19 protein-coding genes are annotated in these 25,167 nt (G+C 68.1%); 3 read left to right on the plus strand and 16 right to left on the minus strand.

Annotation, left to right across the window (positions count from 1 at the left end; translation table 11 throughout):
* Positions 1–3: 3 nt before the first annotated feature.
* From IPJ61_RS02810 to IPJ61_RS02840, 7 genes are all read right to left on the minus strand, one after another.
* Entirely contained in the window at positions 4–441 is a 438-nt protein-coding gene (locus IPJ61_RS02810) for an RbsD/FucU family protein (protein ID WP_297102779.1), read from the minus strand.
* A gap of 79 nt (positions 442–520) precedes the next feature.
* The gene (locus IPJ61_RS02815) at positions 521–1,504 is read right to left on the minus strand and encodes a LacI family DNA-binding transcriptional regulator (protein WP_297102781.1); all 984 of its coding nucleotides are present in this window, start codon (positions 1,502–1,504) and stop codon (positions 521–523) included.
* Positions 1,505–1,511: 7 nt separating this feature from the next.
* Positions 1,512–2,921, minus strand: coding sequence for a rhamnulokinase (locus IPJ61_RS02820; protein ID WP_297102783.1), 1,410 nt, complete (start codon positions 2,919–2,921; stop codon positions 1,512–1,514).
* 139 nt (positions 2,922–3,060) lie between these two features.
* The gene (locus IPJ61_RS02825; RefSeq protein ID WP_297102786.1) at positions 3,061–4,830 is read right to left on the minus strand and encodes an L-fucose isomerase; all 1,770 of its coding nucleotides are present in this window, start codon (positions 4,828–4,830) and stop codon (positions 3,061–3,063) included.
* Between the two features lie 202 nt (positions 4,831–5,032).
* The gene (locus IPJ61_RS02830) at positions 5,033–6,076 is read right to left on the minus strand and encodes an ABC transporter substrate-binding protein (protein WP_297102787.1); all 1,044 of its coding nucleotides are present in this window, start codon (positions 6,074–6,076) and stop codon (positions 5,033–5,035) included.
* Positions 6,077–6,183: 107 nt separating this feature from the next.
* Positions 6,184–7,197 carry an ABC transporter permease gene (locus tag IPJ61_RS02835; RefSeq protein WP_297102789.1) on the minus strand — a complete coding sequence of 338 codons (1,014 nt, stop codon included), beginning with the start codon at positions 7,195–7,197 and terminating at the stop codon, positions 6,184–6,186.
* Positions 7,194–8,711, minus strand: a complete 1,518-nt coding sequence (locus tag IPJ61_RS02840) for a sugar ABC transporter ATP-binding protein (RefSeq protein ID WP_297102791.1) — start codon at positions 8,709–8,711, stop codon at positions 7,194–7,196. Before IPJ61_RS02840 ends, IPJ61_RS02835 begins: the two co-directional genes overlap by 4 nt.
* Before the next feature lie 293 nt (positions 8,712–9,004).
* On the opposite strand from IPJ61_RS02840, the gene IPJ61_RS02845 reads away from it, so the two are divergent.
* Both IPJ61_RS02845 and IPJ61_RS02850 read left to right on the plus strand, forming a co-directional pair.
* The gene (locus IPJ61_RS02845; RefSeq protein WP_297102793.1) at positions 9,005–11,710 is read left to right on the plus strand and encodes a S8 family serine peptidase; all 2,706 of its coding nucleotides are present in this window, start codon (positions 9,005–9,007) and stop codon (positions 11,708–11,710) included.
* A 214-nt stretch (positions 11,711–11,924) separates the two neighbouring features.
* Entirely contained in the window at positions 11,925–14,150 is a 2,226-nt protein-coding gene (locus IPJ61_RS02850; protein ID WP_297102796.1) for a S8 family peptidase, read from the plus strand.
* A 278-nt stretch (positions 14,151–14,428) separates the two neighbouring features.
* Here IPJ61_RS02850 and IPJ61_RS02855 read toward each other — a convergent pair whose 3' ends face one another.
* Positions 14,429–15,478, minus strand: a complete 1,050-nt coding sequence (locus IPJ61_RS02855; RefSeq protein WP_297102798.1) for an LLM class flavin-dependent oxidoreductase — start codon at positions 15,476–15,478, stop codon at positions 14,429–14,431.
* Positions 15,479–15,652: 174 nt separating this feature from the next.
* On the opposite strand from IPJ61_RS02855, the gene IPJ61_RS02860 reads away from it, so the two are divergent.
* A complete protein-coding gene (locus tag IPJ61_RS02860; protein ID WP_297102800.1) occupies positions 15,653–18,316 on the plus strand; it encodes a glycoside hydrolase family 32 protein in 2,664 nt (887 codons plus the stop codon).
* A gap of 239 nt (positions 18,317–18,555) precedes the next feature.
* Here IPJ61_RS02860 and fbaA read toward each other — a convergent pair whose 3' ends face one another.
* From fbaA to IPJ61_RS02900, 8 genes are all read right to left on the minus strand, one after another.
* A complete protein-coding gene (gene fbaA / locus IPJ61_RS02865; protein ID WP_297102802.1) occupies positions 18,556–19,581 on the minus strand; it encodes a class II fructose-bisphosphate aldolase in 1,026 nt (341 codons plus the stop codon).
* Positions 19,582–19,627: 46 nt separating this feature from the next.
* Positions 19,628–20,809, minus strand: a complete 1,182-nt coding sequence (locus IPJ61_RS02870) for a glycerate kinase (protein ID WP_297102804.1) — start codon at positions 20,807–20,809, stop codon at positions 19,628–19,630.
* Positions 20,810–20,918: 109 nt separating this feature from the next.
* Positions 20,919–21,455: a hypothetical protein gene (locus IPJ61_RS02875; RefSeq protein WP_297102805.1), complete on the minus strand. Its 537-nt coding sequence runs from the start codon at positions 21,453–21,455 to the stop codon at positions 20,919–20,921.
* Between the two features lie 10 nt (positions 21,456–21,465).
* Positions 21,466–22,098 carry a TrmH family RNA methyltransferase gene (locus IPJ61_RS02880; RefSeq protein WP_297102806.1) on the minus strand — a complete coding sequence of 211 codons (633 nt, stop codon included), beginning with the start codon at positions 22,096–22,098 and terminating at the stop codon, positions 21,466–21,468.
* A 111-nt stretch (positions 22,099–22,209) separates the two neighbouring features.
* Positions 22,210–22,752 (minus strand): YceI family protein, encoded by a 543-nt coding sequence (locus IPJ61_RS02885; RefSeq protein ID WP_297102808.1) that lies wholly within the window; start codon positions 22,750–22,752, stop codon positions 22,210–22,212.
* A gap of 386 nt (positions 22,753–23,138) precedes the next feature.
* Positions 23,139–23,834, minus strand: a complete 696-nt coding sequence (locus IPJ61_RS02890) for a LemA family protein (RefSeq protein WP_297102810.1) — start codon at positions 23,832–23,834, stop codon at positions 23,139–23,141.
* A 62-nt stretch (positions 23,835–23,896) separates the two neighbouring features.
* On the minus strand, positions 23,897–24,463 hold the full coding sequence (gene pyrE / locus IPJ61_RS02895) for an orotate phosphoribosyltransferase (RefSeq protein WP_297102812.1): 567 nt from the start codon (positions 24,461–24,463) through the stop codon (positions 23,897–23,899).
* Entirely contained in the window at positions 24,460–25,128 is a 669-nt protein-coding gene (locus IPJ61_RS02900) for a sortase (RefSeq protein ID WP_297102814.1), read from the minus strand. The genes pyrE and IPJ61_RS02900 overlap by 4 nt, the downstream gene beginning before the upstream one ends.
* Positions 25,129–25,167: the final 39 nt, after the last annotated feature.

Raw genomic sequence — 25,167 nt, forward strand, 5'->3', positions numbered from 1 at the left:
AGGTCAGTTCGTGCGAACGCCCACCGTGAGGAGCACGTTCGCGTACAGGCGCTGGTCGGCCGACTGGATGAAGACCGTCACGTCGCTCGACTTCGCCACCTCGTAGAAGTCCCAGCGCTTGATCTCAGCGAACGGTGTGCCCTCCATGGTGGCGCGGTACTCGTCGTGCGCCGGGATGCTGTCCGGGCGCTCGATGCCGACGGCGTCGTCGGCCGGGACCATGAGCGAGACCTCCTCGATCGGGATGGTCTCCTTGATCACGGCGAGGATCTGGCTCACCGTCAAAAGGCCGGGGGCCAGGTTCAGGTAAATCCGCTCGGCGGCGGGATTCACGCCGTTCATCGCCGGGTAGTTCCCGTCGCCGATCAGGATCTTGCTGCTGTGGCCGGCGCGGCCGAGCGCACCGATCAGTTCGGGGTGGAGCATGGGTCCGTGGAGCATGCGGGTTCCTTTCTTTGTTCTCTGCGGTTCGGGGACAGTCGACTACCCGATCGGGGGAGGTGACCGTCCCGTCGGGGGCTCATGTCGAGGCCCTCACGACAAGGCTGGGGGTGAGAGTTGAGAGCCTGGCGGGCTCCCCCGCCAGGATCTGGCTCAGCGACGCGACGGCGAGCTCGCCGACCCGCGTGAAGTCCTGTCGTACGGTGGTGAGCGCCGGGAGGAATGCGTCGGCGCCGGAGATGTCGTCGAAGCCGACGACCTTGACGTCCTCGGGAACGCGCAGGCCGCGCTGCTGGAGGGCTGTCATGCAGCCGAGCGCCAGCTGGTCGTTGGAGGCGAAGACGGCGTCGACGTCGGCGGGAAGGTCCTTCGCGAGGGACAGCGCGGCGCGCGCGTCCCAGGAGTCTGCCTCCAGGACGAGCGGCTCGATCCCCGCCTCCGCGCAGACCTCCCGATAGCCGGCCAGGCGCAGGTGCGCGTCGACCCAGTGCAGGGGCCCTGCGACGTGCGCTATCCGTCGCGCCCCCCGCGCAACGAGGTGCCGCACCGCCTCCACGGCGCCGGCACGGTGGTCGACGGCGACGCCGGGTACCGATTCGGGCAGCTCGTGCAGGCGCCCAACCATCACCATGGGGACGCGCGCGGCGAGGCCCTTCACCCACGGCGCGGGCACCATCCGGCCGCCGATCACGATGGCGCCGTCGGCGCTGACAGGGACGAGGCCGTCGGGGTCGAGGTCACGCACCGAACCGACGGGCGGCACCGTGGTGATGGCGTGGAACTGGAGCTTGTCCAGCTCCTGACAGATGGACACGAAGGTCGTGGCGTGTCCGTGATACAGCGGCGTCGTGACGATCACGTGCACCTGCCCGGTGCGGTGGGCCGACAGCGAACGGGCGGCGAGGTTGGGCCGGTAGCCCAGGCGCGCGACGGCCTCCATGACGCGGGAGCGGGTGGGCTCTGCGACGACGTCGAGCCCACGCACGACGCGCGAAACGGTCTGGATGGAGACGCCGGACGCCTCCGCGATGTCGCGGAGGTTCGCCCGCCGAGCGGCGTTCACGCGGTGCTCACTCCCCCGGTCCGTAGAGAACGGTGCGGGCGGTGGCGGCAATGACGTCGCCCCGATCCTGCTCATCGAGATGACCCATGATCTCCAGCTGCGCGAGGATCGACCCCAGCGCCGACGCCTCGACCGGTCCCGCGATGACGGGGACGCCGAGCGCGTCGGCCGTCAGCTGACAGAGCAGCGCGTTGCGGGAGCCGCCGCCGACGAGGTTCAGCTGGGTCGGCGCGCTGCCGGTGAGGGCCGCGAGGTCGGCGACGCCGCGGGCATACCGGGCCGCGAACGACTCGAGCACGACGCGGACGATGTCGCCCTCGCTGAGGGAGGCGGCGTCGACACCCTGGGTCGCCAACGCGGCGGTGACCCGAGCGACCATGCCGCCGGTCTCGGCGAACTGCGGCTCGTCCGGATCGATCAGCACACCCAGCGACGGCGCGGCCTCGGCCAGGCGGATGAGCTCGACGATATCGTGCACGTTGCCTGCCGACTCCCAGTCGCGCTGGCACTCCTGCAGGATCCACAGCCCGGTGATGTTGAACAGCGGGCGCAGACCTGCATCGCCGCGGGCCTCGTTCGTGAGGCCCATCCGGTGAGCCGCCTCGCTCAGCAGCGGCTCGTCGCGCAGCACGCCGAGCACGGACCAGGAGCCGCAGCTCAGGAAATAGGACTCCCGGCTGTCGTCGCGCTGCAGGGCGTGGACGGCGCAGGCGGTGTCGTGGGCGCCGGCGCGCACGACCGTCAGCTGATCGAGGCCCTCCACGATGCAGGGGCCGACGACGTTGTGCTCGGGAGTGACCTCGCCGAACCACGACCGGGGAATCCCGAGAGCGCCCAGCACCTCGTCGGAGAACTCCCGGGCACCCGGCCGGCACAGGCCAGACGACGACGTATGGGACCGCGACCAGCCACGGACACCCGAAAGCAGGAAGGTGAAATAGTCCGGGAGCATGAGAACCTGCGCCGTCGCGGCGGCGAGGTCGGGCTCCTCGGAGAGAAGCGCGAAAAGCTGGTTCGCCGTGTTGATGGTGGCCGGGGCGATACCCGTCGCGGCCCAGGCGGCGTCGTCGCCCAGCCGGGCACGGAACGCGTCGTGCGTGCGCGCCGTGCGGAGGTCACGATAGGCGCGGCCTGGGGCGACGCGGTTGCCGTCGGCGTCGAGGAGCACATGGTCGACGCCCCAGGTGTCGACGGACACGGAGACGGCGTCGGGGAAACGGGCGACGGCGTCGCGGAGCCCCGCCGTGACCTCGGACCAGATGAGGTCCAGGTCCCAGGCGAGGTACCCGTCGACCATCCGCGCCTGGTGTGGGAAGCGGCGCACCTCGGTCTCCACGACGCGACCGTCGGCAAAGGTGCCGGCGACGATGCGGCCGGAAGACGATCCGAGATCTACTGCCAGGGCGGTAACAGACACTCTTGCTCCTTGGAAATCAGGTCTTCCGGGCCGGTCGGCGTACACAAATCTGCGCACAGCCGCAGCCGTGTGCACTACGCACAGCTGGCCACGTATAGGCAGATTTGTGTACGCCTCCCGGCTCCGAGGTCGGGATTGATCAGGCGTACAGCGGGCCGAAGGTCTGGCAGGCGCGGTAGTCGGCGCCCTCGAGATCAGCGGTGCCGAAGCCGAGCCAGTTCTTGGGCCGGAAGATCCGGTCCCTCGACACGTTGTGCATGTTCACCGGGATCCGGAGCATCGACGCCAGCGTGATCAGCTGGTGGCCGATGTGCCCGTAGGTGATGGCGCCGTGGTTGGAGCCCCACGCGTTCATCACGTCATACACCGAGGAGAAGGCGCCCTCGCCGGTCAGGGTCGGGACGAACCACGTGGTCGGCCAGCCGGGATCGGTGCGCAGCTCGATCGTCTTCGCCACCTCGTCGGGCAGCTCGACGGTGTACCCCTCGGCCAGCTGCAGGACCGGTCCCAGGCCGTCGACCCAGTTGATGCGCGTCATGGTGACGGGCACGTCGCCTGCCGAGCGGAAGTGGGTGGAGAAGCCGCCGCCGCGGAAGTAGCCGGTGTTGGCCGGGTGGAACGTGGTCTCCTCGACCATCGCCTGGATGTCGGCCTCGGTGACGTCCCACCAGGGCTTGATGGTGGGGTTGCCGTCGGCGTCCAAGGCCCCGAACGTGCCGTCCAGCGTCGTGGCGCCGGAGTTTCGCAGGTCGATGATGCCGTCGGCCGCGCGGCCCTCCGGGCGGTACCCGGTGACGCGCTCGATGGCGTCGGCGCTCCAGTAGGTGCGGACGTCGGAGAAGATCTGCGCCCGGTTGGTCAGTAGGTAGTTGAACACCATGGACGCGCCGTTGAGGTTGTCGTTCTCAGTCGCCATGAGGCTGGGGCGGCGCTTGCCGTTCCAGTCGAAGGACGTGTTGAGCAGGGTCTCCATCAGGTCGCCGTTGGGCAGGTAGTCCGTCCACTGGCGCTGCCCCTGGAAGCCGGAGATGAGCGCGCCGTGCCCGGCGGCCTCCTCCTCGAAGCCCAGTTCGGCGAGCTTGGGGTTGCCCTCCATGAGGTCGCGGCCGATGAGGACCATCTTGGTGACGTACGGCCACCACTCCTCGTGCTCCTCGGCGGGGCGCTGGAAGGCCTCGTCGTTGAAGTCCTCGCCCTGGACGAGATTCTGGCGCACCCACGCGTAGGCCTTCTCGTAGTCCTCGGGGTCGTAGATGCCGAGCTTGATGCGGCGCTCGATCTCAACCATGTCGATGTACTCGTTGCGCATGCCGAGGTAGTAGTTCCAGAACTCCTCCTTGACCACGCAGCCGGCGATGCCCATGGACACGCCGCCGATGGACAGGTAGGACTGTCCCTTCATCTGCGCGACGGCGAGGCCCGCGGTCGCGTACTCCAGCAGGCGCTGGCGCACGGCATCGGGGATGGAGTCGTCGTCGGCGTCCTGCACCTCCTCGCCGTAGATGCCGAAGGCGGGGATGCCGAGCTGGGCGTGCCCCGCGAGCGCCGCCGCGAGGTAGACCGCGCCGGGGCGCTCGGAGCCGTTGAAGCCCCAGATCGCGTGCGGCATGGTGCGGTCCATGTCGATGGTCTCGGAGCCGTAGCACCAGCACGGGGTGACGCTGAGCGTCAGCCCGACGTTCTCGCGCTTGAACTTGGCCGCCGCGGCCTGGGCCTCGGGGGCGCGGCCAATGGTGGAGTCAGCGATGACGACCTGCACGGGGCTGCCGTCCGTGTAGCGCAGCTCGGACTCGTAGAGTTCCTTGACGCGCAGGGCCATGTTCATGGTCTGGTCTTCGAGGCTCTCGCGGACGCCGCGCCGCCGCCCATCGATGATGGGCCGGATCCCGATCTTGGGGTAGTTGGACATGGAGAAGAACACCTTCTTCGACTTCGATTGCTTCTGGTTAGGGGCGATATGTGCAGCGGCACCGCCCCCGGAAGGGACGGTGCCGCTGCGGGGTTACGGAAGCACTGATCAATGCCGTCCTCGACGAGGAGGCGCCGAGCGGGATGAGCCGGTGCGCTGCGTCCAGGACATGATGATCAGTGCCTCCCAGAGAGAGTGAGGCTCACTCGTAGAGGTTGGCGGCGATCTCCGGATCGTCGATGTTGCTGGCGTCGTACCAGGCGAAGCCGGAGTCGATGACCTTCGGCTGCTCGATGCCGTTGACCGCCTTGATCGCGGCGACGACGGTCTCATAGCCCATCTTGACCGGGGCCTGGGTGATGGCGCCGGCCATCCGGCCGTCGCGGATCGCCTCAAGCTGGGTCTTTCCGGAGTCGAAGCCGACCACCTTGATGTCCTTCGCGCCGGACTCGGTGACGCCCTGGACGGCACCGGTGGCGGCTGCCTCGTTGGTGCCATAAATGCCGGTGATGTCGGGGTTGGCCTGGATCATCGCCTTGGCGGTGTTCGCCGCGAGGCCGACTTCGCCCGCGACCTGGGGCTCTAGAAGCTTGATGCCGGTGGCGTTGGCCTTGACGTAGTCGACGAATCCGTTGCAGCGCTGCTTGCCGGTCTGCGAGGTCTGGTCGTGGCAGATGACGCCGAGGGTGCCGGTGCCGCCCAGCAGCTCGATCATGTGCTTGGCTGCCTCCTCGGCGGCGGCCTGGTTGTCGGTCTGGACCGTGGCCACGGGCAGGTCGGAGTCGACGCCCGAGTCGAAGGCCACCAGCGGGATGTTCGCCGCCTGGATCTTGTCGAGCACCGGCTGCGCCGCGCCGGTGTCGAGGGCGGCGAGGCCGATGGCGATCGGCTTGGCGTCGAGGGCCGCCCCCAGCTGGTCGAGCTGCTGGGTGACCTTGGTCTCGTCGTCCGGACCGACGAACTGGACCTTGTAGCCGTACTCGGTTCCCGCCTGCTCGGCGCCCTCGTTCACGGCCTGCCAGAAGCGGTGCTGGAAGCCCTTGGAGACGAGGTAGATGAGCTCGCCGTTGCCCTTGGGGATGTCGCCGGTGGCGGGCGTGGTCGCGGTATCCGTCGCGCCCGGTGCCGGGGTGGTCTTGGCCGGCTGGGTCGGATCCGTGGTCGTGCCCGAGGTCGAGGTGCCGCAAGCGGTCAGGCCGAGGGCCAAGACCGACGACGCGACGAGAGCGGAACGCAGTAGACGCATGTCATACCTTTCTGTGGCCAGACTGCATCGCCTGGCGGTTTGTGGGAGCGGTCGCCCCCGAGTTTCGTATTCAGTTGTGTCTCGGCAGGAGGCTCACGGGGCGGCGGCTAGATGGCCGCGGCCCGCTTGCGCCGGACGTTGTCGACGAACACCGCGATGACCACGACGATGCCGGTCACGACGAACTGCCATTCCTGCGCGATGCTCATCATGAGGAGCCCCTTCTTCAGGGTCTCCATGATCAGTGCGCCGACGACGGTGCCGAGGATGTTGGCCCTTCCGCCCGCGAGCGAGGTGCCGCCGATGACGACCGCCGCGATCACGTTCAGCTCGAAGCCGAGGCCCTCGGCCGGCTGCACGAAGCCGAAGCGGGCCGAGTAGAGGATGGCGCCGAGCGCGATGAACACGCCCGCCACCACGTAGACGAGCATCTTCCAGATCTTGATGTTGACGCCGGACAGGCGGGTCGCCTCTTCGTTCGAGCCGATCGCGAGGGCATAGCGGCCGAGCAGGGTCTTGTTCAGGATCAGCGAGGCGATGATCGCGAGCAGGATGAACACGAGCACCGCGTTCGGCACCCCGGGGATGACCTGCCCGTTGGCGATCCAGCCGTAGCCGGGGTTCTTGATGGAGATCGACGCCTTGCCGGAGATGATCAGCGCGAGTCCGCGCGCGACCATCATCATCGCCAACGTGGCGATGAACGGCGGCAGGCCGAGGAACGCGATGTTGAGGCCGTTGATCAGGCCGACGACGGCGCCGACGGCGAGAATCAGCAGGAGGCCGCCGCCGAGCGGCATGTTGAGCCAGTCTCCGGACAGGAACACGCCCGCCATCACGGCCACCAGGGTCATGCCGGTGCCGGACGACAGGTCGATGCCGCCGGTGGCGATGACCAACGTGGCGCCCAGCGCCATCACGCCGATGTAGGCCGACTGCTGGACGATGTCGATCACGATCGAGAACTGCGCGAAGTTCGGCGCAGCGAACAGGAAGAAGACGTAGATCAGCAGCAGCGCCGCGAACACGAAGACCTGCTGGAGCGACGACTTCAGGAACCCCATCAGCGGGCCCGGCGTTCCGGCGTCCTTTGCCGGCTGCTGGTTGTTGGTGGTGGTCACGCGACTTCTCCTGTCAGTTGGGCCCTGCCGACGGTGGCGAGTTCCATGATGTTTTCCTGGGTGGCCTCCGCGTTGTCGAGGAAGCCTGTGATGTGTCCCTGCGCCATTACCGCGATCCGGTGGGACATGCGCAGCACCTCGGGCAGTTCGGAGGAGATCATGATGATCGCCTTGCCCTCGGCGCTCAGCTGCTCGAGCAGCGCATAGATCTCCTCCTTGGCTCCGACGTCGATGCCGCGCGTCGGCTCGTCGAAGATGAGGATGTCGCAGTCGCGCACCAGCCACTTGGCGATGACGACCTTCTGCTGGTTGCCGCCTGACAGCTTGCCGATCAGCTGGTTGACCGACGGGGTCTTCACCCGGAGCTTCTTCGCGTACTCGATCCCGACCTCGCGGATCTTGGAGTCGAGGATGTAGCCGCCGACGCTGAAGTCCTTCATCGCCGCCATCGCCGTGTTGGCCTTGATGTCCTGGTCCAGCAGCAGCCCGAAGTGCTTGCGGTCCTCCGAGAGGTACCCGATGCCGCAGCGCACGCCGTCGGCTGCGGTCCTGATCTGGACCTGCCGACCGTGGATCTCGATGTCCCCGCTGGTGCGCGGGTCCGCCCCGAAGATGGCGCGGGCCACCTCAGTGCGCCCCGCACCCATCAGCCCGGCGAAGCCCAGGATCTCACCCTTGCGGACCTCGAAGCTGACGTTGCGCAGCAGGTTCTTGCTGTTGAGTCCGCTCACCTTGAGCACGACCTCGTCGGAGAGCGGCTTGTTGCGCGGCCGCGCCTCCGCGGAGACCTCGCGGCCGACCATCATCGAGATGATCTCGCGCATCTCCACCTCGGGCGTGTTCACGCTGCCCACGTACTGGCCGTCGCGGATCACCGTGACTCGGTTGGTGATCTCCTCGATCTCCGGCATGCGGTGCGAGATGTAGATCAGTCCCGTCTCGGGGGTGATGAAGTCGCGGATCATGCCGAACAGCGCCTCGGTCTCGGCCACCGTCAAGGCGGCGGTCGGCTCGTCCATGACGAGGATCCGGGAGTCGTAGGACAGCGCCCGGGCGATCTCGATCATCTGCTGGACGGCGACCGAGAGGTCCCCGATCCTGGCCCTCGGGTTGATCCTCATGCCGAGCCGGGAGAAGAGCTCCTCCGCCTGGCGGTTCAGCGCCCTGTCGTCGATCCAGCCTCCCTTGTGGCTGCCGGGGCGCCCGATGTAGAGGTTCTGCGCCACCGTCAGGTCCTGAACCATGTTCAGTTCCTGATGAATGATGCTGAGACCCAGCGACCGGGCGTGGTTCACGTCGCGGACCACGACCTGTTCGCCCTTCAGCCAGATCTCCGCGCCCGGATCCGGCGTGTAGATGCCGGTCAGGATCTTCATCAGGGTCGACTTCCCGGCCCCGTTCTCGCCACAAAGGCCGAGCACCTCGCCTGGATTCAGGTCGAGGTTCACCCCCTGCAGCGCCTTAACGCCTGGGAACGTCTTGCTCACGTTCTTCAGCTCAAGCAGCTTCGTCACCCGCACTCCTTCGTACCGTGTCGCCTCGATCGGGCCTCCGACCCGACGCGATGTTAACGCTAGCAGCGACTCCTTGTTAACGCTAGCAGAGATCGCTGCACCAGGGGGATTCGTTACACAATCGTAATCTCGGCCGAGCCAGGGCCGGCGACGGCGCCTCCTCCGAGCTGCAGCCGGCGCCACCCCGGCGACGGGGCACCCTCTACACCGGGTCAACTTTCGGGGGTTCCGCCACCGCCACCCATCGGCATAGGTTGTGGGTGGCCGGGGGAACAACAATGAAAGGGCCAACGATGGCAGTTTCGACACGACTATGGCACGCCACCGCGGTAGCGACGGCGTTCGCCCTGACACTCAGCCCGGGACTGGCGACGGCCGGCCCCGAAGACAAGGACCTGGGCAGCTACGGCCAGCCGCCCGGCCGCTCGGGCAGCTACCAGCACATCAGCAGCAGCAAATGGTTCGTCGAGTTCGACGGACAGCCCACTGCGGACGGTGGAAGCCGGGCAACCGTCGACAAGGCGCACCGCGGCTTCGCCGACAACCTGAGGAAGAGCGGTAAGAAGGCACGCGTTCAGCGCAGCTTCACGACGCTGTTCAACGGGGTCACCGTCGACGCCGACAGCGAGACAGCCCAGGCGCTCACGGAACTCCCGGGCGTGAAGGCGATCTATCCGGTGTTCCCCGTGCAGGTGCCTCGCGGCCAGACGAGCACTCCGGACATCACGCACGCGATCGAGCTGACGGGCGCGGACATCGCGCAGAGCAAGCTGCGCCTGAGCGGCAGGGGCGTGAAGGTCGGCATCATCGACTCGGGCATCGACTACGACCATCCCGACCTCGGCGGCTCCGGCAAGAACGGGAAGACGAAGTTCCCCACCAAGCGCGTGCGGTACGGCTACGACTTCGTCGGCGACGCCTACAACGCCGACCCGACCTCGCCCGCCTTCAACCCGGTCCCGAAGCCGGACAAGTACCCGGACGACTGCCAGGGCCACGGCACGCACGTCGCCGGCATCGTGGGCGCCAACGGCACCATCAAGGGCGTGGCACCGAAGGTCACTTTCGGCGCCTACCGCGTCTTCGGCTGCGACGGCTCAACCGACACCGACATCATCCTCACCGCCCTCGAGCGGGCGAAGCGCGACGGCATGGATGTCGTGAACATGAGCCTCGGCGCCGGCTTCCAGTCGTGGCCGAGCTATCCGACATCGGTAGCCTCCGACCGCCTGTGGCGGCACGGCATCGTCGTGGTGAACTCCGCGGGCAACGAGGGCGACTACTTCACGCAGTCGCTCGGCTCCCCCGCCAGCTCCGACAAGGCGATCGCCGTGGCGTCGTTCGACAACAGCCAGGTGCGCCTCTCCGAGATGACCTTCGCGCCCGTCTACGGCACCCCGATCTCGGCGGGATATCAGCCGGCCACGGGATCGCCCGCGGCCACCACCGCGATCCGCGGGCTACCGGTCACGGGACTGACCGACCCGCTGGGCTGCGAGGCCGGCGGTGACGCGACGGGGGCCGTCGCCATCGTCTCGCGCGGCACCTGCGCGTTCCACATAAAGGCGGTCAACGCCCAAAATGCGGGCGCGAGCGCGCTCGTGATCTACAACAACGCGCCGGGCTTCGTCAGCGCGACGGTCGAGGGTGAGACCCCGATCACCATTCCCGTGGTGACCGTCTCGCAGGAGGACGGCCAGGCCGTCGTCGCAGCCCTCTCCTCCGGACCGCTCACCGCGACCGTCACCGGCAACGGGATCGACCGCCCGAACCCATCCGCCGGCTTGGTGTCGGACTTCTCCTCGTGGGGCCTTGCGGCCGACCTGACGCTGAAGCCAGACCTGGGCGCACCGGGCGGATCGATCTACTCGCTGGAGCCCGTCGAGATGGGCAACGGGTACGTGGTGAACTCGGGCACCTCCATGGCCGCGCCGCATGTTGCGGGCGCCGTCGCGCTGATGCTGCAGGCGAGGCCATCGATGCGGCCGAACGAGGTGTTGACCCGGCTGCAGAACACCGCAATGCCCGCCAACCTGCGCGAGCTGCCGGACCTCGGGATCCTCGACGCCACGCACCGCCAGGGCGCCGGGCTGATCCAGATCGACCAGGCGATCCTGAGCACGACGCTCGTCACTCCGGCCAAGCTGTCGGCGGGTGAGTCCGCCGACGGCCGCTTCCGCAAGACCCTGACCATCAGGAACACCTCGAAGCGCACCGTCACTTGGACGCTGTCGAAGGAGGACGCCGTCTCGACGGAGCCCGGGGCCTGGCAGAACGAGTTCCTCCCCGCGCTCTATGACACACGGGTGGCCTTCTCGCGGAACAAGGTGCGGGTGCCCGCGCGCGGCACCGCAAGGGTCACCGTATCGATCGCCCCGGACCGCGCCGCCCCGGAGGGAACCGTGTACTCGGGCTACGTCGTCCTGACGTCGAACGAGGGGACGACGCTGAGCGTGCCGTTCGCCGGCATGGCGGGCGACTACGGCAACCTCGACGTCTTCCCCGACCTCGGCATCGGCGTTCCCGCGCTCGTCGAGGTGACCTGCGGGAAGTGGTTCGAGGGCGAGTGCGTTGACCCCGACGTCACGGTACAGGAGCCCGACCCGTCGAAGGTCTTCCACGGCGGCGAGGACCCCGCGACGATCGTCACGCACGTCGCGTACCCTGTGCGCCGGCTCACCTTCCACCTCATCCCGGTCACGCCCGCGGGCAAGCTGGATGAGCGCCGGGGTCGCGAGGTCATGCGCCTCGACTACGTGGGTCGCTCGCCGGAGCTGAGCCTGTTCTCCTGGGACGGCAAGGTCCCCGGCAAGAAGGGCGCTCGGGTGGACGCACCCGCGGGCACCTACGCGCTCCGGATGACGGCGCTGAAGGCCGACGGTGACAGGAACACCCAGGCTTGGACGACCCCGGCGTTCCGCTTCGACCCCCGACCCGACGCCGGTCGGCCGTCGAACAAGGACAGGATCGGCACGACGGCTGAACAGCCTGGGCGCTAACCGACCCCACTCCCGACCCATTCGCCCCCGCCGACTCCTGCCTCGCCGGTAACCCCCAGAGGTAGGGGTCGGCGGGGGCGGCTATGTCCCACGAAACGCGGTCTGACTTGGCCCTTGACGCGGTCAATAAGGCCATCCGGCTACATGGTTTCGACTTTCATGCCATAAGTTGGCCCTGGCACCGTGGGGGGGATCCATGACAGGAAGGCCAAGGATGGCAAAGGGAAAGACGCTCTGGCGAGGGGCTGTCATCGCGACGGCACTCGCGCTCACCTTCAGCCCAGGACTCGCGTCGGCGGGACCCAAGGACAAAGGGCTCGGGCGCTACGGAACGACACCCAGCACGGCGCGGAAGGCGGGGGACTACCAGAACCTCGGCAACGGCAAGTGGTTCGTCGAGTTCAACGGGCAGCCGACGGCAGCCGGCGGCAAGAAGGCGACCGTGGACAAGACACATCAGGGGTTTGCCAACACCCTGAGGAAGAGCGGGAAGAAGGCGAGTGTCCAGCGCACGTTCACGACGCTGTTCAACGGGGTGACGGTCTCCGCCGACACCGAGACCGCCCGCAGCCTGACAAGTCTCCCGGGCGTCAAGGCCGTCTACCCGGTCGTCGCCGTCGCGGCGCCGAAGCGCCAGGCGAGCAAGCCGGCCGCGGCGCAGGCGTTGAAACTCACGGGCGTGGACGTCGCGCAGGGCAAGCTCCGGCTCAGCGGTAAGGGGATAAAGGTCGGCATCATCGACTCCGGCGTCGACTACGACCATCCCGACCTCGGCGGCTCCGGCAGGAACGGGAAGACGCCCTTCCCTACCGCCCGCGTGCGGTACGGCTATGACTTCGTCGGCGATGCCTACAACGCCGATCCGATGTCGCCCACCTATAACCCGACCCTCAAGCCCGACAGGTCTCCCGACGACTGCTCGGGGCACGGCACGAACGTCGCGGGCATCCTCGGCGCCAACGGAAAGATCAAGGGCGTTGCCCCTCAGGTCACCATCGGCGCCTACCGCGTGCTCGGCTGCAGCGGCTCGACCGACACCGACGTCATCCTCGCGGCGCTGGAGCGCGCCCAGCGCGACGGCATGAACGTGATCAACATGAGCATCAGTGCAGGCTTCCAGTCCTGGCCGACCTATCCGACGTCGGTCGCCTCGGACCGCCTGTGGGAGAGGGGGATCGTCGTGGTGAACGCAGCGGGCAACGACGGCGACCTCTACACGCAGACGTTGGGCTCCCCCGCAGCGTCCGATAAGGCCATCGCCGTGGCGTCGTTCGACAGCTCGCGGCTCGTGTCGGCGTTCTCCTCGTGGGGCCTCGCGGCGAACCTGGCGCTGAAACCGGACCTCGGCGCGCCGGGCGGATCGATCAACTCCCTGCTGCCCGTCGAGCGCGGCGACGGCTACGAAGTGGTCTCCGGCACCTCCATGGCCACACCCCACGTGGCGGGCGCCGCCGCATTGATGCTGCAGGCCAACCCAAGGCTGCGCCCAGACGACGTACGGACCCGGCTGCAGAACACCGCCGTCCCCGCGAAGTTCCGCGAGAAGCCCTCTGAAGGCATCCTCGACGCCGCGCACCGGCAGGGCGCGGGCCTGATCCAGGTCGACCGAGCGATCCAGAGCACAACCCTCGTCACGCCGAGCAAGCTGTCGGCCGGCGAGTCGGCCGACGGCGCGTTCCGCAGGACCCTGACCATCAGCAACACCTCGTCGCGCGCCGCCACCTGGACGTTGTCGAAGCAGGACGCGGTCTCCACGGACCCCGGAGACTGGCAGAACGAGCTCGTCGCCGTGCGGTACAACAGCAGGGTCGCCTTCTCGACGACGCGAGTCCGGGTCCCGGCGCGCGGCTCTGCCAAGGTGACCGTGACGATCCAGCCGGACCGCGAGGCCCTGCAGGGCGCCGTCTACTCGGGCTATGTGGTCCTGACCTCCGCGGAGGGTGCGACGTTGCGGGTGCCGTTTGCGGGCATGGCCGGCGACTACGGCAAGCTGAACGTGTTCCCGAGCGTCGGTGTCGGGATGCCGGCACTCGTCGGGTTGATCTGCGGGAAGTGGCGCGGCTCCGACTGCGTCGACCCGAACATGGACGTGTACAACGTCGCCCCTGCGAAGGTGTTCCGCGGCGGCAAGGACCCCGCGACGATCGCAACGCACCTGGCCTACCCCCTGCGCCGGCTCACCTTCGAACTGATCCCGGTGGTGAACGGAAAGCCTGACGAACGGAGGAAGGTCGAGGTCAAGCGCCTCGACTACGTCGGCCGCTCACCGCTGTTCAACCTGTTCTCCTGGGACGGAAAGGTCCCGGACCGGAGAGGCGCGTTTGTGCTCGCCGCCCCGGGCAGGTACGTCCTGCGTATGACGGCACTCAAGGCCGACGGCGACGGCAACTACCAGAGCTGGACGAGCCCTTCCTTCGCGTTCGACGGGCGTCAGGGATAGCTCATCCCGGGTAGCCGACCACGTGGCCTCGGTGTTGGGCACTGCGGAGTTCCGTCTTCACCGCCCCTCCGGGAACGACATCCGCGCCACATCGCCGGAGCGAGACTGATCGCCACAGAGGTCGAATCCGTCGTCGGGGTCACCTCGAACGACATGAACCCCGACTCAGCGCGGGTGAGTTCAGCGTGCACGGGCAGATGCTTGTCCACGAGCTCGGACTCATCGGCATTGCCGCAGATCAGGTAACCGCCTAACCGGACTTCGCTCATTCGCACAACCTAGGCGGGGTCACCCTGAACGGGGCCCTCCCCGTTCGGCTTCCAGCCGAGGGCGGGGGCCACGTGCGTCGCGAACGACTCCAGCACGTGGAGGTTGTACTCCGGGCCGAGCTGGTTGGGGATCGTCAGCATGAGCGTGTCCGCGGCCATGACGGCATCATCGGCGAGGAGTTGCTCGACGAGCCGGTCAGGCGTGTCGGCATAGGTCTTGCCGAAGGTCGAACGCATGTCGTCGATGATGCCGATCTGGTCGCGGTCGCCACGCCCCCCGTTGCCGAAGTACGCGGCGTCCAGCTCATGGACGATCGGGAAGACGCTGCGGGATACGGATACGCGCGGGGCGCGCGGGTGACCCGCCTCCCGCCAGGCGTCGCGGAACAGCCGGATCTGCTCGGCCTGCAGCTCGTGAAACGGCTGACCCGTCGCCTCCGTCAGCAGCGTCGAGCTCATCATGTTGAGGCCCATCCGTCCCGCCCAGACGGCGGAGTCGCGGGACCCGCTGCCCCACCAGATGTGTTCGGGCAGCGTCGCGGAGCGCGGCTCGATGGCAAGCCTGCCGGGAGGAGCCATCCGGGGATCGGCATCGACGACCTTCTCGCCGTTGACCGCCGCCCAGAACCGCGCGAAGTGGTCGCGCGCGATGTCAGCGCCGCGAGGGTCGGCGGACCCGGTGTAACCGAACGCCTCGTACCCGCGCATCGCGGTCTCCGGCGATCCCCGGCTCACGCCGAGCGCCACGCGGCCGTCGGCGATGAGGTCGAGCGACGCCGCCTCCTCCGCCAGGTACAGCGGGTTCTCGTAGCGCAGGTCGATGACGCCGGTGCCGACCTCGATCCGCTTCGTCCGCGCCGCCATCGCCGTCAGCAGCGGAATGGGCGACGCGGCCTGGCGGGCGAAGTGGTGCACACGCACGTAGGCGCCGTTGACGCCGAGCTCGTCGGCCCCCTCGGCGATCTCAATGGTCTGTTTCAGCATCTCGCCGGCCGTGCGCGTCCGCGACCCAGGTGCTGGCGAGTAATGCCCGAAGGACAGGAAACCGAAAGCTCTCACATCGACTCCAACGAGCGGGGCTCTCAGATCATTCCCAATGTGATAGAAAATTCAACGATCTACCTTGGTTGGTTACACAGGTTAGGTCCTTGACCGGCTTTGGGGCCCCACTTAGCGTCGGCTCCGACACCGGCGTCATCCCACCACCGTCGGTGATCGGAGAAGGAGTAACACATGCTACGTCCCCGCCGCGCCTGGCGAACCGCCACGGCCGCGCTCATCATCGGCGGCCTCGCCGCTTCGGCGATCGCCTCGCCGACCGCGGCCGGCCCGGTCAATCCGGCCGATCAGCAGTACCGCCCGCTCTACCACTTCACCCCGAAGAAGAACTGGATGAACGACCCCAACGGCATGGTCTATGTCGACGGGACCTACCACCTGTTCTACCAGCACAACCCCTACGGAACGACATGGGGCAACATGAGCTGGGGACACGCCACCAGCACCGACCTGCTCACGTGGAAGGAGCAGCCGATCGCCATCCCGCAGACGCTGAACGACGACGGCCGCTCGATCGAGGACATCTTCTCCGGCTCGATCGTGATCGACACGCACAACAGCGCCGGCTTCAAGAAGAGCCGCAAGGGGCCCGCTCCCCTCGTGGCGGTCTATACCTCCGCGTACACGGATCAGCACCCGACGCTGGCGGGCAGGCAGGCGCAGTCGCTCGCCTACAGCCTCGACAACGGCAAGACGTGGACCAAGTACGCCTACAACCCGGTCCTCGACCGCTCGTCCGCGAACTTCCGCGACCCGAAGGTGTTCTGGTACGAGGGAAAGAAGGGCTCCTACTGGGTGATGGTCGCCGTCGAGGCCACTGAGCACAAGGTCGTCATCTACAAGTCGAACAACCTCAAGGACTGGACGCACCTCTCCGACTTCGGTCCTGCCAACTCCACCGCCGGCATCTGGGAGTGCCCGGATCTGTTCGAACTCGCTGTCGACGGAAACCCGAGGAAGACCAAGTGGGTCATGGTCGTCAACCTCAACCCCGGCGCGGTAGGAGGAGGCTCAGGCGGCCAGTACTTCGTCGGAAACTTCGACGGCACGACGTTCACCAGCGAGTCGACGGTGACGTCGCACGCGCTTCCGCAGGGCACCGTCTTCGACGACTTCGAGGGCGGCTACGACAAGTGGACCGTCGCCAATGAGCCCGGCAACTGGAAGAACGGTCCCTGGGGCGATGCGCCCGCGCAGGGCACGCTCCCGGATCAGAGCCCCGTCAGCGGGTTCGAGGGCAACGGGCTCGTCAACGGCTTCCTCGACCACGACTGGCCCATCGGCACCATGACGTCCGACGAGTTCACCATCAGCTCCCCGCACATCAACTTCCTCGTCGGCGGCGGCCGCCACCCGTGGGTTGAGGGGGCACAGCTCGGCAACGAGGCCCCCGCGGGCGCCGAGGTGCTTTTCGACTTCGAGCAGGGCCAACCCATCACCGGCCAGGGCTGGACCGTCAGCGGCGACTTCACCGCCGATCGCAATCCCTCCAACGCCGGCGGCGACTACTACAAGGGCGAATGGCGGATCAACACCTGGGAGGGCGGCCCGAAGGGCGACGACAACGTCGGCACCCTCACCTCGCCGTCGTTCACCATCGACAAGGACTACGTGTCGATGCTCGTCGGTGGCGGCAAGCGCACCGACGGGTCGCTCGCGGCGCAACTGGTCGTCGACGGGCAGGTCGTGCGGACCGCGACCGGCCAGAACGACGGCGCCCTGAACTGGCAGGCGTGGGACGTCGCGGACCTGAAGGGCAAGTCCGCCCAGCTCCGCATCAACGACCAGGCCACCGGCGGATGGGGCCACCTCACGCTGGACCACGTCGTCCAGGCCGACGAGCCTGCGCAGGTGCGCTCGGGCGCGACGGCGATCAACCTCGTCGTCGACGGCGAGGTCGTGCGCAGCGCGACCGGCAACAACAGCGAGACCCTCAACTGGGCCTCGTGGGACGTGTCGGACCTCCGGGGCAAGAAGGCGGAGCTTCAGATCGTCGACAACAACCGCGCAGGCTGGGGTCACATCCTCGTCGACCACATCATGTTCGGCGACCAGGAGGCGCGCAGCCGCCTCGAGGCCTACGACTGGCTGGACTGGGGCCGCGACTACTACGCGACCGTGAGCTACAGCAACGTCGGCGGCGTGAAGGGCCGCGTCATGCAGGGCTGGATGAACAACTGGGACTACGCCCAGGACATCCCCACCTCGACCTGGCGCAGCTCGATGACGCTGCCCCGCACCGTGAAGCTCGTCTCCACGCCGAAGGGCCCGCGCCTGCAGCAGTCCGTCATCGGGCAGCTCGACACGCGGCTGGACAAGCGCAAGGCACGGTCGGTGAAGGGGAAGACCCTGCGGTCCGGCACCACCCCGCTGGGCCTGAGCGGCGACGTCGTCAAGCTCGACGTCGTGCTGCGGCCCGGCAGCGCCGACACCCTCGGCCTGCGCGTGTATGGCAACCGTGAGCACGGGACGCTGATCGGGTACGACGCCACGAGTGGTCGCCTTTTCATCGACCGCACCAACTCGGGCACCACCGACTTCGCCGCGAACTTCGCGTCCGTGCAGGAACTGCCGGTGACGAAGAAGGTCACGAAGCCGGGCAAGAAGTCCACGCACAAGCGCGGGCACAAGGCCACGAAGACGAGCACCGTCGCCTTCACCGTCTACCTCGACCGCGCGTCGGTCGAGCTGTTCACCGCCGACGGCCTGGGCACCATGACCGATCAGGTGTTCCCCGACAAGGGCGCCACCCGAATCGACGGCTTCGCCACAGGAGGGAAGGGCGAGATCGTTTCGCTGAAGGTGACGCCGGTCAAGCCGACCATGTGGAAGAAGTGACCCGACGGCAGAGCCGGTAGGCGACAAAGAACCGGGCAGGAGCGTGCAGCTCCTGCCCGGTTCGTCGTGTCGAGCGCTAGGAAGTACTGATCAATGGGGTGCCGAGCGAGGACGTGCCAGGCGGGATGAGCTGGGCTCTCAAGATCTGAGGGTGCTATTGGACATAACGCCGAAGATGTTGAGAGTTCAGATCGCCCGCCTGGTGCGCCGCAGCCGGTGCCCGATTGATCAGTGCTTCCCTAGTTGCCGATCGAGGTGCCGGCGGAGCGGAGCTGCTCGCAGGCCTCGCGGATGCGGGCGGCCATGCCGGACTCGGCGGCCTTGCCCCATGCACGCGGGTCGTAGGCCTTCTTGTTGCCGACCTCGCCGTCGATCTTCAGCACGCCGTCGTAGTTGCGGAACATGTGGTCCACGACGGGGCGGGTGAAGGCGTACTGCGTGTCCGTGTCGATGTTCATCTTGATGACACCGTAGTCGACAGCGTCGGAGATCTCCTGCGCGGTGGAGCCGGAGCCACCGTGGAACACCAGGTCGAACGGCGATTCCTTGCCGTACTTGGCGCCGACGGCGTCTTGGATCTCCTTGAGCACCTCGGGACGCAGCTTTACGGCGCCCGGCTTGTACACGCCGTGCACGTTGCCGAAGGTGAGCGCCGTGATGTAGCGGCCCTTCTCACCCAGGCCGAGGACCTCGACGGTGCGGAGGCCGTCCTCGATGGTGGTGTACAGCTTGTCGTTGATCTCCGCCTTCACGCCGTCCTCTTCGCCGCCGACGACGCCGACCTCGATCTCGAGGATGATGCGCGCCTTCGACGTGCGGGCAAGGAGCTCGTCGGCGATCTGGAGGTTCTCCTCCATCGGCACCGCGGAGCCGTCCCACATGTGCGACTGGAACAGGGGCAGTTCGCCGCGGGCGACGCGCTCCTCGGAGATCGCGAGCAGCGGCCGGACGAAGCTGTCCAGCTTGTCCTTCGGGCAGTGGTCGGTGTGCAACGCGACGGTGATCGGGTAGTTCTTCGCGACCTCCTGGGCGTACACGGCGAAGGCGGCTGCACCGGTGACCTTGTCCTTGATCGTCGGGCCCGAGAAGTACTCGGCGCCACCGGTCGAGACCTGGAGGATGCCGTCGGAGCCGGCCTCGGTGAAGCCCTGGAGGGCAGCGTTCAGGGTCTGCGACGACGAGACGTTGATGGCCGGGTAGGCAAACTTGCCCGCCTTGGCCCGATCGATCATCTCCGCATAGACCTCAGGAGTTGCAACTGGCATGGAAGCCCCTTTTCTCGTGTGTAACCTGACGGTTTCGCCAACGGGGTCACCCTATCGCGAGAGGACTGTCCGTTGGGAGGCCGGGGTCCAAGTAGTCCACGATCTCCCTGCCTACTCGGGCGAGCAGCGCCGCCGCGTTGCGCATGCAGCTGGCGGGATCTGGCTCGATGTCCGTGAGGGCCCAGATGCGGTCAAAGGGCACCGAATCCCGCTCTGCGGCGCTCAGCGCCGCGCGTCCACACACCGCCAGAACCACCGGCACTCCCAGCTCCCGGGCCCGCACGGCGACCCCCACGGGTGTCTTGCCTCCCAGGCTCTGACCGTCAAGGCTGCCCTCCCCCGTGATGACGACATCGGCCCCGCGCACGGCGCGGTCGAGCCCGACCAGCTCCATCACGACGCGCGCGCCCGCGCGCTGCACGCCGCCCACGAGGAGAGTTGCGTAGCCGACGCCACCGGCCGCCCCGGCCCCCGGCTCGTCGGCGACGCGCCGCGCCGACTCGCCCCGCGCGGCCGCCAGTGCCTCGACGAGCCGCCCGAGGTTCGCCTCCAAGAGCGTGACCTCCCTGGGATCCGCCCCCTTCTGGGGTGCAAAGACGGCAGCGGTGCCCCGCGGCCCGAGGAGCGGGTTCGTGACGTCCGCGGCAAGGATCAACTCGACGTCGGCCAGGCGGGAATCCAGCCCGCCGAGGTCGACGGAGCCGAGCTCTCCCAGGCCGCCACCGCCGTCCGGGACCGCATTCCCGGCAGCATCCAGGAGGCGCGCCCCCAAGGCGGCGAGCATCCCCGCGCCGCCATCGGTATTCGCACTGCCCCCCACGCCGAGGACGATCCGCCGACAGCCCAGGTCGAGCGCGCCGGCGATCAACTCCCCCGTTCCACGGCTCGAGGCCCGGAGCGCATCGAAGGCCGGCTGGCCTTCTGCGTTCCTCGGAAGCGTGCCGAGGCCGGACGCGGCGGCCATCTCGATCACGGCAGTCGCGGAGGCCGCGTCCACCGCGATCGTCGCCTCGACCACGCCGCCCAGCGGGCCATGAACAGACACCCGGACCGGACGGTACCCGGCGCTCAGCGCGGCATCCACCGTGCCTTCCCCGCCGTCGGCCATCGGCACCCCGACGATCTCCGCGTCCAGCCCGCCATCGGCAAGAGCACGCGAAAGCCCCGTGACTACCTCACCGGCCTCCAGGGAACCCTTGAACTTGTCGGGAGCGATCACGATGCGCATGGGCACATTCCACCACGCACCTCCGAGATCAGACGGGCAAATGTCTGGTTTGTCACAGCCCCTCCCGGCCGCTCGACCGGGTCCCTAAGGAAGCACTGATCACTGCTTCCTATAGGACGCTGTCCAGCGCCGCGACGTCGAGATGCGCCCGTCCGAGCGAGTAGGCCCGCGCGGCGGAGTCGATGACCGCCGGGCTCGCGTCGAGGAAGCTCAGCGGGACGCGCGCCAGTTCCTTCCCCTGCGCGAACACCGCAACGGCTGGGCCTGCGCCGCCGCTGCGGCCGACGAGCCGCAGCGCCGTGACATCCTCCCAGAGGACCCGCCCGGCGGCGGGGTTGACGAACTCGACCCCCGCGATGTCGAAGTGGAACGCGACGCCCTCCTGGATACGCGCCAGGTCGCGCTTGGCGCGGTAAAGGCCGACGATGGAGACCGTCAGCCAGAAGACTGACGACGCCACCCACAGCCCGATGAACGTGTACGTCCACGCCTGCGGCCAATCGCGGCCGAGGAAATAGATGACGGCCGTCAGGATCAGCGCAGAGATGATCGTCGATCCGATCCGCCAGCGCAGCGCGCCGCGTTGACGGGTGACGCGGGCTGCGGTCGGCAGCGGGGTGAGGCCCGCCGAGAAGCGATCTGGCATGGCCGCAACTCTACTGAGTCGGCCCGTGTAGAAGCTGCCAGTGGTACATCGCGATGGCCGCGGCGGCGCCGGCGTTCATGGAGCGCGTCGAGCCGTGCTGCGTGATGGCGACGAGCCCCTCGCAACCGGCAACCATGTCGTCGGTCAACCCGGGTCCCTCCGAGCCGAAGATCAGGCAGCAGTCGGCGGGCAGCGTCGCGCTTTCGAGCGGGACGGAGCCGGGAAGGTTGTCGACGCCGACGGGAGTGACTCCCCGCTCCGCCAACCACGAGAAGAGCGCGGCCTCGTCGTCGTGGTGGTGGACGTGGAGATAGCGGTCGGTGACCATCGCCCCGCGGCGGTTCCACCGCCGGCGCCCGACGATGTGGACTGCGGCCACGTTGAAGGCGTTCGCGGTGCGCACCATCGAGCCGATGTTGAAGTCGTGCTCCCAGTTCTGGATGGCGACGTGGAGGCGAGAACGGGTGCGGTCCAGGTCGGCGACGATGGCGTCCAACCGCCAGTACCGGTACTGATCGACGACGTTGCGCCGGTCACCGTCACGCAGCAGCTCGGGGTCGAGCCGCTCATCGTCAGGCCACGGAAACGCGTGCGGCCCCACGCCCACCGCCAGGGCGGTCGGGTCGTGGGGCTCGTCAGTCACGGGCCGAGGCTACTGGAGGATCTGACGGAAAAGTGCGGCGAGATGCCACATCCTCCCCCAAGAAGGGGCGGAAGGTTCATCTCGCCGCACTTTTCCGTCAGCGGGACGGGGTCACGCGGTCTGGATCGCGGAAATCTCGAGCTCGAGGGTGACCTTGTCGGAGACGAGGAACCCGCCGGTCTCGAGCGCGGCGTTCCAGGTGAGGCCGAAGTCGGAGCGGAGCACCTGGATGGAGCCCTCGAAGCCGACGCGGGTGTTGCCGAACGGATCCTTGGCGGAGCCCTGGTACTCGAGCGGGAAGGTGACGGAGTTCGTCACGTCCTTGATGGTGAGGTCGCCGGTCACCTCGACAACGTCGCCCTGGATGGCGAAGCCGGTGCCCACGAACGTGATGTAGGGGAACTGGTCGGCATCGAAGAAGTCGGCGGAGCGGAGGTGCGCGTCGCGGTCGGCGTTGCGGGTGTTGACCGACGCGGTGGAGATCGAGACGTTCAGCGAGCTGGCGGCCGGGTTCGCACCGTCGACCTCCGCCGAGCCCTCGAACTGCTCGAACGAGCCGCGGACCTTGGTGACCATCGCGTGGCGGGTCACGAAGGAGAAGGTGGTGTGGGTGGGATCGAGGACGAAGGTGCCCTTGAGATCGGCGAGGCTCATTGTGGAGGTCCTTTCTTGGCTTGTGAGTCCCACCCTAGACCAAATTGATTGAGTCTTCAACTACTGCGTCATTCGTTCGCCCTCAGCAGACGCGCGCCGCCTGCCTCCCGATCCGCAACGCCTGCCTCCCACCGATGCCGCCTGCGCTACGTCGCGACGCCTGCCTTTGAGGGCCTTCAAGGGCAGGCGGGACGGTGCAGCCCAGGCTTCTTCGTCGGGAGGCAGGCGTCGCGGAGTACAGCAGGCGTCGCGATACGGACAGCAGGCATCACGGAGCACGGCAGGCATCGACGACGACGGCCCGACCCCAGAGCGGGGTCGGGCCGTCGTGCAATGCCTGGGACGCCGCCGAGCCTTAGCCCCAGCTCCGCCCCACAGGACCGGTGTTAGCGCTCCTGCTCGAACGGCTGCTGGTGCTGCTGGATCTGCGGCGCCTGGACCGGGGGCTCTTGCCCGAGGCCTTGGCCGACCTGTGGCGGCTGCGCCGCCGGGCGCTGCGAGATCTCGCCGAAGTTCACTCCGGGGGCCTGGCGAACCGCGGGGTCGTTGACCTCGAAGTAGGTGGCCTTCTCGAACTTCGCGTAGCCGGCGATGATGTTGCTCGGCACCGACTCGACCCGGGTGTTGTAGTCGCGCACGTTCGCGTTATAGAACCGGCGGGCGGCGGCGATGCGGTCCTCCGTGTCGGTCAGTTCGCGCTGCAGCTCGAGGAAGTTCGTGTTCGACTTCAGATCCGGATACGCCTCGACCGAGACGAGCAGGTTGTGCACGGCCTGCGTCAGCTCGGACTCGACGGCGGCCCGCTGCTCGCTCGGCTGCCCGCCGGCCTGGCCCGCGAGGGCGCGGGCCTGGTTTCGCAGCGCCGTGATCTCCTCGAGCGTGTTGCGCTCGTGCGCCGCGTAGCCGCGCACCGTCTCAACAAGGTTGGGGATGAGGTCATAGCGGCGGTTGAGTTCGACGTCGATCTGGCGCCACGACTCCTGGATGACGTTGCGGCTGCGGACGAACCCGTTGTACGCGCCCACGCCCCAGGCGAGGACGCCCAACACGACGAGCACGAGCACGATGAGGACGTAGGTCATGGTCGGTTTCTCCTAACGATCTGCATTCACGGTACCGGACCCCTCCCCAGAGGGGCAGGAGGTCAGAGCCCCAGGTCGTCGATCCCGACGGCGTAGCGGTACTCGAGGCCCGCCTCCCGGACGCGCTCGGCGGCTCCCGTTGCCCGGTCGACGACGACGGCGACGGCCACGACCTCGCCGCCCGCCTCGCGGACGGCGTCCACGGCGGTCAAGGCCGACCCGCCCGTCGTCGAGGTGTCCTCCACCACGAGCACGCGCCGGCCCGCGACCTCCGTGCCCTCGATCTTTCGCTGCATGCCGTGGGCCTTCGCCTCCTTGCGCACGACAAAGACGTCGAGACGGCCGCCCTCCGCGGCGCGCGCGTGCAGCATCGCGGTGGCGACGGGGTCCGCGCCGAGCGTCAGTCCGCCGACGGCGTCGAAGTCGAGGTCTGCGATGAGCTCGTTCATCACGCGCCCGACAAGCGGGGACGCCACGCCGTCGAGCGTCACGCGGCGCATATCGACGTAGTAGTCGGCCTCACGGCCGGAGGCGAGCGTCACCTTGCCATGCACGACGGCGAGGTTCTTGATCTGTTCGATGAGGGCGGCGCGGTCGATCCGTTCAGTGGAAGCGGTGCGGTCGGTCATGGAGTCTCCGTCTTTGTCAGGGTGCCGAAGCCGACGGCGCGGTCCGGCGTGGTTACGAGGTCTTCTGCGGTGGTCAGGGTGAGGAGGGCCTGGGTGGGCACCTCGTCCGGGTGGCCGGGGACGGGGTCGAGTACCCAGGAGTCGTCGGCCTGGACGGTGAGGTCGCCGGGGGCGGAGACCAGTGTGTAGGTGAAGGTGGCAGCGCCCGTCTCGACGATCACCTCGTCGCCGACCTTCAACTCAAGCAGCCGCCGGAACGGCTCGCCGTGCGAGATCCGGTGCCCGGCGACGGCGAAGTTGCCGACCTGCCCGGGCAGCGCGCTGCCGGGATACCAGCCGACGCCGCGGGCGAGCTCGTCGCCGTCGACCCCGGCGATGACAGGCCACTCGCCGTCGATCGCAGGGATCCGCAGCACCCACGCGGCATGGCCGAGCCCGGGCGGGTCGATGGCTGGAGGCTCAGACGGCGCGACTGGGGGTGGGGAGGCCGCCCAGGCCGCGCGAAGCTCTGTCGCCTCGCGCTCGGCGACCCGGATGGCGATCGCGGTGGTTCCCCAGACGTACCACGCCAGCGCCCCACCCGCGATGAGCACGCCGGCGAGTAGAACCGCGGCGAACACGAGTAACGGCGAGACGCGTCGTCGGTCCTCCCGCTTCGCCTTCATGCCCCCATTCTTGCAGCCGCCGCCGACAGCCCGAGGCCG

This window comes from Tessaracoccus sp., assembly GCF_016714275.1.
Classification (GTDB): Bacteria; Actinomycetota; Actinomycetes; order Propionibacteriales; family Propionibacteriaceae; genus Arachnia.

Coding starts and splice junctions, on each gene's coding strand:
- IPJ61_RS02810 (WP_297102779.1), bottom strand. CDS start 441: ATGCTCCACGGACCCATGCTCCACCCCGAACTGATCGGTGCGCTCGGC.
- IPJ61_RS02825 (WP_297102786.1), bottom strand. CDS start 4,830: ATGTCCAACTACCCCAAGATCGGGATCCGGCCCATCATCGATGGGCGG.
- IPJ61_RS02830 (WP_297102787.1), bottom strand. CDS start 6,076: ATGCGTCTACTGCGTTCCGCTCTCGTCGCGTCGTCGGTCTTGGCCCTC.
- IPJ61_RS02845 (WP_297102793.1), top strand. CDS start 9,005: ATGGCAGTTTCGACACGACTATGGCACGCCACCGCGGTAGCGACGGCG.
- IPJ61_RS02850 (WP_297102796.1), top strand. CDS start 11,925: ATGGCAAAGGGAAAGACGCTCTGGCGAGGGGCTGTCATCGCGACGGCA.
- IPJ61_RS02860 (WP_297102800.1), top strand. CDS start 15,653: ATGCTACGTCCCCGCCGCGCCTGGCGAACCGCCACGGCCGCGCTCATC.
- fbaA (WP_297102802.1), bottom strand. CDS start 19,581: ATGCCAGTTGCAACTCCTGAGGTCTATGCGGAGATGATCGATCGGGCC.
- IPJ61_RS02870 (WP_297102804.1), bottom strand. CDS start 20,809: ATGCGCATCGTGATCGCTCCCGACAAGTTCAAGGGTTCCCTGGAGGCC.
- IPJ61_RS02875 (WP_297102805.1), bottom strand. CDS start 21,455: ATGCCAGATCGCTTCTCGGCGGGCCTCACCCCGCTGCCGACCGCAGCC.
- IPJ61_RS02885 (WP_297102808.1), bottom strand. CDS start 22,752: ATGAGCCTCGCCGATCTCAAGGGCACCTTCGTCCTCGATCCCACCCAC.
- IPJ61_RS02890 (WP_297102810.1), bottom strand. CDS start 23,834: ATGACCTACGTCCTCATCGTGCTCGTGCTCGTCGTGTTGGGCGTCCTC.
- pyrE (WP_297102812.1), bottom strand. CDS start 24,463: ATGACCGACCGCACCGCTTCCACTGAACGGATCGACCGCGCCGCCCTC.
- IPJ61_RS02900 (WP_297102814.1), bottom strand. CDS start 25,128: ATGAAGGCGAAGCGGGAGGACCGACGACGCGTCTCGCCGTTACTCGTG.